Source organism: Ruminococcus bromii, assembly GCF_928721825.1.
GTDB lineage: Bacteria > Bacillota > Clostridia > Oscillospirales > Acutalibacteraceae > Ruminococcoides > Ruminococcoides bromii.
In genome coordinates, this window is sequence record NZ_CAKMVP010000001.1 from 31,753 (window position 1) to 40,208 (window position 8,456).

Consider the following 8,456-nt stretch of genomic DNA (forward strand, 5'->3'; position numbering starts at 1 on the left):
ATGCACTGCTATATAATTGAATTACAAGTCAGTTTTTATATTGGGAGGTGATTATTATGCCGTTGCAGATTGTTCGGAATGATATAACTAAGATGAAATGTGACGCAATTGTTAATGCGGCGAACAGTTCGTTGCTTGGCGGAGGCGGTGTTGACGGTGCGATTCACCGTGCGGCGGGGCACGAATTGCTTAATGAATGCAGAAAACTTGGCGGCTGCAGAACGGGTGAGGCGAAAATTACGGGTGCGTACAAACTGCCCTGCAAGTATGTTATTCACACGGTCGGCCCTGTATGGCAAGGCGGAAATTATCATGAGGAAGAACTGCTTTCGTCATGTTATCGTAACTCGTTGCAGCTTGCAAAGGCTTATGAATGCGAATCGGTTGCCTTTCCTTTGATTTCATCGGGGGTTTACGGCTATCCGAAAGAACAGGCATTACAGGTGGCAATCAACGAAATCTGTAAATTTCTTGCAGACAACGATATGCTCGTTTATATTGTTGTGTTTGACAAAGACGGATTCCGTGTCAGCAAAAAGCTTGTTCGTGATATTGCCGAATACATTGACGAACACTATGTTGAAACGCACTATTCCGAAAACCGAAGTCGTGGATTATCCCGTCTTTTAAGACAGCCGAAGACTTATCCAATGCAAACCGCAGCTTTGAATTTAGCTGATGTTGTAAATCAGCTTGATGAAAGCTTTTCTCAGATGCTTTTGCGTAAAATTGACGAAAAAGGTCTTACGGATTCTCAGTGTTATAAAAAGGCGAATGTTGACCGCAAGCTGTTTTCTAAAATAAGAAACAATGTCAACTATAAACCTAAGAAAACTACCGCAATTGCCTTTGCTGTTGCACTTGAACTGTCGCTTGATGAAACTAAAGAAATGCTCCAAAAGGCCGGCTATGCACTTTCACACTCGAATAAATTTGATGTTATCATTGAATATTTTATTCAAAAGGGTGAGTATGATATTTTTACTGTAAACGAGGCTTTATTTGAATTTGACCAGGTTTTGTTGGGTCAGTAAATGTCGCATTTCAGGCGACCATATGTTATCCCGAAAGTTGTATGATTAAGTCAAGATAAAAAACTTAATTACTTTTGGAGGTAACAACTATGAAAAACAACATTACTGAATTGGTATTCATTCTTGACAGAAGCGGCTCAATGTCAGGTCTTGAACAGGACACAATCGGCGGATTTAATTCGCTCATTGAAAAGCAACGCAGACAGAACGGCAAGTGCTATGTTTCAACCGTATTGTTTGATCACGAAACCGAGGTTCTTCACGACAGGGTTGAATTGTCTGAAATTTCAAAAATGACTGAAAATGATTATACGGTTCGTGGCTCAACTGCACTCATTGACGCTATCGGCGGTGCAATTCATCACATTGGCAACATTCATAAGTATGCAAGAGAAGAAGATGTTCCCGAACACACCTTGTTTGTGATTATGACCGACGGAATGGAAAATGCGAGCCGTATCTATTCAAGCAATAAGGTCAAGAAAATGATTGAGCGTCAGAAAAATCGCTACGGCTGGGAATTTCTTTTTATCGGAGCTAACATTGATTCCGTTGAAACCGCAAAGCATTTTGGAATCAATTCCGACCGCTCCGTTAATTATCACGCTGACGGTCAGGGTACGGCTGTTGTTTTTGACGCAGTATCGAAAACCGTGTGCAATTTCAGAAAAAGCAGACCGCTTTCATCGTCTTGGAGCGATGAGATAGACAAGGACTACGAAAGCAGAAAATAAGAGGCAAATTAGTTTTAATTTCTGCATTTATACTATAAACAAAAGACCTATATTTACTTTAGAATAAGTAAATATAGGTCAAATTTATTGAAGTCACATTGGAAAGAATCAATCTTTTTATACTTGAAATTACTTTTAATGCATTTTGGCATTTTTGTGAGTTCATTTTTTACAAACCAAATTTTATGATTTGGGTCAACTTTGTCTGCAATTTCATTTTTGTTTATACATTCAACATTTTCAAATGCCTCAAACCAGTTTTCTTTGTAGGTGCAAAGGTGGGTGTTGTTCGGGTAATAATATGACATAATTCCGAATGCACTGTCGCAGTAAACAAAAGTGTCTGATTCTGACTGTTGAGAACTGAATCTTTCACGAAAATTTGTCATTGACGGATTATATTCAAACAATCCTGTTGCAACAAGACAGCCGATATTTACAACGCAAAGCAGGGTGCATATTACTTTGCTCGGCTTTGGTTTTATATCTTTTACGCCGAAAGCAACGAGAATTGCAAAGATACCGAGAATTACAACGCTGTATCTTGCAATGTAAAACGGGCGTATAAAAACGGTTACGAACAACCCGATTATTTGAATCCCCATAACGCAGACATCTGCGAAAATTATACACAATTTTCGGTTGCTCTTTTTCATAAGAACAAGTGCAGATACTGCTATGCCCGATATGAATACAATTACAGACAACGGTTCAACTCCGCTGAGCCAAAAATTACTTGAGGCTGATTTTGTTTGATTTAAAAGAGGAATTATCCAAAATGAATATCCTGCCACCATAATAAGGTCTGCAATAATAACACGCTTGAACAAATTTCTGTCTTTAATGAGCAGATATATATTTGCAAAAGCAAAGATAATTGCAACTGCAAGAAGTGCGTAGATGTGATTGTATGCAGCTCCAAGTCCTGCTATAGCAAATAAAATGCAGTGATGAAACTTTTTGTTTGCTATAAAAAGCAGGGACTCAATAAAGCATAATGTAACAAAAAATATGCTCCATGAGTATGACCTTTGCTGAACGCTGAAATAGAGCATCATTGGCACAGCTCCGACAGTCAGCATATAAATTATTGATGTTTTACTGCCGTAGTGCTTTTTTATGATTGTGCATCCCAAAAACAGCGTTGCAATGTAACCGATTGCCGAAAATATTTTTGTTGCTGTTATTGAGTATCCAAAGATACAACAAAATGTTTTCAGCGACAAAAAATACAGCGGTGGGTGCATATCGGATTTCAGAATATTGATTATGTCTGAATAATTGTGCTGAATCAGCGACAGCGTGTACGCCTCGTCAAACCATATATTGTCATTAAATATAAGTGTCAGGGAAAACAATGACAAAACGGCAAATATGATATATACCGTATGATTTGCTCTGACTTTTAATTTGTGCATCATAATATCTCCGTTTCTGAGTTTATAGGATAATTTTACCATTACAGGGCTATAAATTCAAGATTAACGGAAAACTGTCTGTCTGTGATAAGTGTTTTACACACCTGAAAAGCTGAGAACTTTTTCGACTGATTTTGAATACACTTTCCATTCCTCCTGCTTTTCTTTAAGGCGTTTTGTGCCTTTGCGGGTGAGGTGGTAGTATTTACGCTTTCTGCCGTCAAATTCTTCCCAGTAGCTTTCAAGCAGATTTTCTTCTTCAAGTGCGTGAAGAATGGGGTAGAGAGTACCCTCTTTAAGCTCAAACACGCTCTCGCTCTGTAATTCAAGCTCTTTAATAATTTTGTATCCGTACATATCGTTTTTCTTTAAAACGCTCATAACAAGCATTGCTGTACTGCCTTTGATAAGTTCTTTACTGATTTTCATTTTATTTGCTCCTTTCCGATTAGCTCTGAATGAAAAAATTAAATCCGGTATCGTATTCTTTTTCATGTTCAATAGGTTCGCATATCTCGGATATTTTACCGTCCGAAACACTTATGTCAATGGTTTTGTATGTTTGGCCTTTTTTGTCGATAACAAATGTCATACAGGGGTACAGACTGTATTTCGGGTTTCCGAGATTATCATTAGCATAGTATATTTTTGAGATTGCCGAAGCCTTATAGATAAGAGATTTTTCGTATAATTTACTGATTGAATCTCCAACCTTTAGCTTATTTATTGCGTCAACCTCTTTCGTGGTTAATAACAAATCGTCATAGAAAATTGATGTGTTTAAAGCGTTATAATCAAAAGATAAATACATATTGCAATTGATGTCTTTGACTGAAATCATATTGCCGTTATGCCGATATACGTACTCTTTGTCTGAAGAATCAGATGTCGGCTGTTTGCCGTATTTGAAATTCAGTTGAAAGTCAAGTCCGTTTGCTTTTGCATTGTCCAAAAATTCATTGCTTGTGGTTTTTAGATTGGCATTCACCACAAAATCAATTATTTTTTCTCTTTCGGCAAGAATTTCGGTAGATTTTGAATTTATCTCTACTCTTGAAATAACCGCACAAATTCCCATGATAAGAAAATTGACAGAGAGAAATACAATGAAAATATTTTTGAATACTTTAGTTATTTTCAGATGAATTTTTCTGCCTTTCATCCGCTCGTTTCCTCTGATTTTAATCAGAACCGCAATTGCCCACAGCAACAACAGTGCCATAACTATAAAAGGAATTGCCGTGTAGCACCACTCATTGACTGCCGAATACTCAATATTTTCATATGCAAACAGACTGTCAATATACGCAATCGGACCTTTTGTGATGATAGTCATAATCGTATAAACCGCAGGTTGGAAGATTGACGAAAATTTGATTATAAGAAGAAATGAGCCTTGCAATGTTATTGAGATTGCAGACATTAAAACCTGAAAGCCGAGCGATATTATGATGAAGATTGCAACCGATTTATGACTTTTCTTTTGACTGTAAATTATCATCAGCACATATGCGGTAAGAATTATCAGCGACCAAAAATCAAACATTGCGTAATGCGTCAAGTTTGAATATTCTGCAACATAGCAGAATAGAGGTGATGCGTTTACAGTTGCCATAAAAAGTGCGACAACTGCCACAAGACAAATGAATGTGAATACTCCACGATATTTATTTTGGTGAAGAGCATTCAATGGCACGGCGGTGTCATCTGGATTGCCCATTTCCTCGGTGGCACGCTTTTCAGCATCTTCTTTTGAATAGCCAATGTCAATATAGTAGTCGATTTTATCAAGCAAGTGCGATTCAAGCTCGGCTGTAATTAGCTTTCGGGAGTGCTTGTCGCTAATTTGTTCGGCAACCTTTTCTATAAAACCGTTAGTCATAATATCCCTCCTTTTTACAATTTTAAATTTACCAATAATTCGAATTGGTTACAACACCGTTTTTAATAGTTAATTCTCTAAAACAGGAATAATTATTTTCAATTGAAATGTTTTTATCATAAACATCTACTGAGAAATTGATTATAATTTCTGTTTCTTTCTTATCCTCGTAATATGTTTTTTCTATTATATCAGCATATTTAAGTAAGTCTGAATTTTTGATGTAGTCAAAAGATGTGCCTATATCAATATTTTTGATTTTGTTTGCGTCGGATAAAATTTCAGGTGTGTTATCATATGTGTGAGAATAGGTATCGTAATATGTAAGACTTGTGTAAATTCCGTCTTTTCCGTCATCATTTTCATATGTGGATGATCTTAAAACAAAACTGCCGCCTATGTCATAATAATCACAGTATTTTTCATCTTCGTCAAAGCTTTTTTCATATAGATAATAACCGTCGTTTTCGATACTGTCAGCTAAATTTGATAAATTATTTTTTAAATTAGTATCAAAAACATAATCAATCATTTCCTGTTTTTTCGACGAATAAGTGTTGTTTGAAACTAAATTTTTAATTCCGACAAAAGCCGTTGAACAGGAAACTATAATCAGGTTCAATACTATAATTATTGTCATTGCTTTTTCAAAAATTTTAAGATATAAATTTCCTGACTTAGTGTTAGTCATTTGTTCTTTTCTCAAAATGTTGAAGAAGAGAATAGTTGACCATAGTATAAATATCGCACAAAGAATATACGGCATTATTTCGTAGCAGAAATTACCTAACACACTGTATCTGGCAGGGGCTGCCGTGAAAATACACTTTAAATATGCCGGAAATCCTTCTGCAAATATTTTTATCACGGAGTAGAAGAACGGTTGATAGACACAGACCATATTTAGCGGTTCGTCATTAGATAAACCCGAAGAAGCTTCTTCAACAGACGGTGCTATCAGTTGCAGGCAAAAAGAAATTACTACCAACACGGGAATTATTTTTTCATTTTTCTTGTGTGCGTAAATCAGCATAACAGGGTATGCAACTACATAACCGAGTGAAATAAAATCCAGCCAAATTCTGTGCGAAAAAGCTAAGCTACTTAATGTGTAGTGAAAATCCGTGAAGAATTTATATGAAAAAATGAACATCAACAAAAGCAGACAAGCACATATAATTATCGGCACGGCACGATGCTTTTTGTGATGCAAAGAATTAAGCGGAACAGCCGTGTCTTCGGGGTTTCCCATTTCCTCGGTGGCACGCTTTTCGGCTTCTTCTTTTGAATAGCCAATGTCAACATAGTAGTCGATTTTATCAAGTAAGTGCGATTCAAGTTCGGCTGTGATTATCTCCCGAGAGCGTTCATCTTCAATTTGCTCCGCAACTTTTTCAAGAAATTTATTCTTCATATTATCCCTCCCATTTCTATAATACCTCGCAGTTCTATATACATAGATTGCCTATGTATATAGAATAATACATTTTTAAAGCATAGTCAAGGGGGGGAGGTAAAAATTTTCGAGTGGAATTTTATGAATAATATACAATATGGCTTGATAACCTGTAGGGTCATTTATCAGATGACCGCAAGTAACAGTAGAAAATTTTATGGTAAATTAAATTATATAAAAATCGCAAAGTGATTGTCATACAGTAGCGGCGAACCTTGTTCGCCATTTGTTTTGTATGTAAACACAAAACAATAAATATCTGTATTGAATTTGTTGTTAAATAATCATTTTGCCCCAAGCTTACGCTTGTGACGATTGGCGAACACGGTTTGCCGCTACAAATGAATACATAATTTCCATAATATCAAAACATTTTTGTAAAACATAAAATTTCATCAAGGCGGGCGTCCAATGAACGCCCCTACAGAATTGCTGCATAAAACACGGCTTGTTCATTTTCCGAACAAGCCGTGTTTTTACTTTGTAGTTATATTGTCTTTGAAAAATTCTTCAATAAAATTCTTCATTTTCTTATATTGTCGATTAAGCTTTGTGAATATTAAAATCCACGCACCTGCAAACAGCAATATCGGAACAATTGAGAATATCAGCGATGCCAAGTTTTCATTACAAAAATAATCGTATATTGAAAGACCTGCCAAAAACAGCACGAAAATCATAAAAGGTATCGGTAAGAGCAGATATTTCAATGATTTCATTTTTAATGTCAGAACCGAGCCGTTTGCTGAGTTTTCAACAGTTCCGTCAAAATCGGGAGATTGGTTGTCAGGTCCGCCAAATGGGTGATTTTTTGAAAGATGAATTGTGAATTTGTTCGCAAAAAAATTGCCTGCAATTTTTGGTGTATCTGGTTTTGTATTGCCCAAAGCCTTCATTCTTAAAGCGTTAGAAACCTGATTGGCAGAAATGTTCATTTTGTAGGAAAATGATTTAATGCAGTTGAACATAACAATTCTCCTTTAAATTACTGTTCTTTCAGAACACCGTTGCGGTAGGCGCAGAGGAGCATTGAAAGTCCTTCAATGCGGTTACGGATTGTCTGACCGTCATCGGTTTGTGCAACACGGATTCGGTTTTCCGAGGTGTCAAAAACTTTTGTTGTTGAGAGAATGTCCTTGTTTGATTTGATTGCGTTGTCAATTCCCGCAAAGGGTTCGTGGGTGACAATTCGCATACCGTAGGAATTATAGACAAGCGTGTAGCCCGCCGTGCCTGTTTTGTCCTGATATGCTCTGCAAAATCCGCCGTCAATCACAATCAGCTTGCCGTTAGCCTTTATCGGACTTTCGCCCTTTTTGCGGATAACGGGAACATGACCGTTGATTATGTGACCGTGATTTTCCGAAAGACCGAATTCTTTCAAAATCTTCACGCAGGCGTCTTCATCGTGATAGAGCGTGTAGTAATGGTTGCGTGTTTCCGTGTGGGTTTCGGAATCGTCAATAAAGAAACGCTCAAACGAACACATTTTTTCTCTGCCGAAAAGCGGTGAATGTTTTCCGCACCAGAGATACCACATATAGTCGTTGCCCTTTTGCCTTTCGGGAGAATTTTCGGGGGCAGAGTGTCCCTGACGAACAATCTTTTCAAGCTCATCAAGCAATACTTTCCCCGAAAGCACACAGTTGCCCGTGTCAAATTCCATAAAACTGCCGTCCTTGTTCATCGGAATACAGCCGTGGAGCAAAAGATTGTTGTTGCAACACTTGTACATTCCGCCCTTGGCAAACAGAAAATCAATGTGTCTTTTCAGCTTTTCACTTGCCATAAATGCATTTTTAAGCTGCTCCATAACCCGTTTTTCCGTCTTTGTCAGTTCATACGGATAGTCATGGTCAACTGTGGGGAAGAAGGTGTCGGAAATCGGATACTTCTTTTCGCCGACAGCTACGGTCGCATTTTCAAAATCAA

General features: G+C 37.2%; 8 protein-coding genes. 2 read left to right on the top strand and 6 right to left on the bottom strand.

The genetic code is table 11. The features are described from left to right. The first annotated feature begins 56 nt into the window (after positions 1–56). Together QDI94_RS00110 and QDI94_RS00115 are read left to right on the top strand one after the other, a co-directional pair. Entirely contained in the window at positions 57–1,034 is a 978-nt protein-coding gene (locus QDI94_RS00110) for an O-acetyl-ADP-ribose deacetylase (RefSeq protein WP_278866309.1), read from the top strand. An 89-nt stretch (positions 1,035–1,123) separates the two neighbouring features. Continuing rightward, on the top strand, positions 1,124–1,768 hold the full coding sequence (locus QDI94_RS00115; protein WP_046433793.1) for a vWA domain-containing protein: 645 nt from the start codon (positions 1,124–1,126) through the stop codon (positions 1,766–1,768). A 53-nt stretch (positions 1,769–1,821) separates the two neighbouring features. Here the strand turns inward: QDI94_RS00115 and QDI94_RS00120 are convergent, their stop codons facing one another. From QDI94_RS00120 to QDI94_RS00145, 6 genes are all read right to left on the bottom strand, one after another. Further along, the gene (locus QDI94_RS00120) at positions 1,822–3,189 is read right to left on the bottom strand and encodes a glycosyltransferase family 39 protein (RefSeq protein ID WP_278418949.1); all 1,368 of its coding nucleotides are present in this window, start codon (positions 3,187–3,189) and stop codon (positions 1,822–1,824) included. A gap of 93 nt (positions 3,190–3,282) precedes the next feature. Continuing rightward, on the bottom strand, positions 3,283–3,615 hold the full coding sequence (locus tag QDI94_RS00125) for a PadR family transcriptional regulator (protein WP_117970372.1): 333 nt from the start codon (positions 3,613–3,615) through the stop codon (positions 3,283–3,285). Between the two features lie 19 nt (positions 3,616–3,634). After that, on the bottom strand, positions 3,635–5,068 hold the full coding sequence (locus tag QDI94_RS00130; RefSeq protein WP_278866312.1) for a permease prefix domain 1-containing protein: 1,434 nt from the start codon (positions 5,066–5,068) through the stop codon (positions 3,635–3,637). Between the two features lie 28 nt (positions 5,069–5,096). After that, complete coding sequence (locus QDI94_RS00135; protein WP_278866314.1) at positions 5,097–6,482, bottom strand: permease prefix domain 1-containing protein; 1,386 nt, start codon at positions 6,480–6,482, stop codon at positions 5,097–5,099. Positions 6,483–7,000: 518 nt separating this feature from the next. Further along, a complete protein-coding gene (locus tag QDI94_RS00140) occupies positions 7,001–7,492 on the bottom strand; it encodes a hypothetical protein (RefSeq protein WP_278866316.1) in 492 nt (163 codons plus the stop codon). A 17-nt stretch (positions 7,493–7,509) separates the two neighbouring features. After that, the coding region (locus QDI94_RS00145) for a fructose-bisphosphatase class III (protein WP_278866318.1) at positions 7,510–8,456 on the bottom strand (947 nt) is incomplete at its 5' end.

Excerpts from the sequence above, each read along its gene's own strand:
- QDI94_RS00110 (WP_278866309.1), top strand. The coding sequence starts at position 57 with ATGCCGTTGCAGATTGTTCGGAATGATATAACTAAGATGAAATGTGAC.
- QDI94_RS00115 (WP_046433793.1), top strand. The coding sequence starts at position 1,124 with ATGAAAAACAACATTACTGAATTGGTATTCATTCTTGACAGAAGCGGC.
- QDI94_RS00120 (WP_278418949.1), bottom strand. The coding sequence starts at position 3,189 with ATGATGCACAAATTAAAAGTCAGAGCAAATCATACGGTATATATCATA.
- QDI94_RS00125 (WP_117970372.1), bottom strand. The coding sequence starts at position 3,615 with ATGAAAATCAGTAAAGAACTTATCAAAGGCAGTACAGCAATGCTTGTT.
- QDI94_RS00130 (WP_278866312.1), bottom strand. The coding sequence starts at position 5,068 with ATGACTAACGGTTTTATAGAAAAGGTTGCCGAACAAATTAGCGACAAG.
- QDI94_RS00135 (WP_278866314.1), bottom strand. The coding sequence starts at position 6,482 with ATGAAGAATAAATTTCTTGAAAAAGTTGCGGAGCAAATTGAAGATGAA.
- QDI94_RS00140 (WP_278866316.1), bottom strand. The coding sequence starts at position 7,492 with ATGTTCAACTGCATTAAATCATTTTCCTACAAAATGAACATTTCTGCC.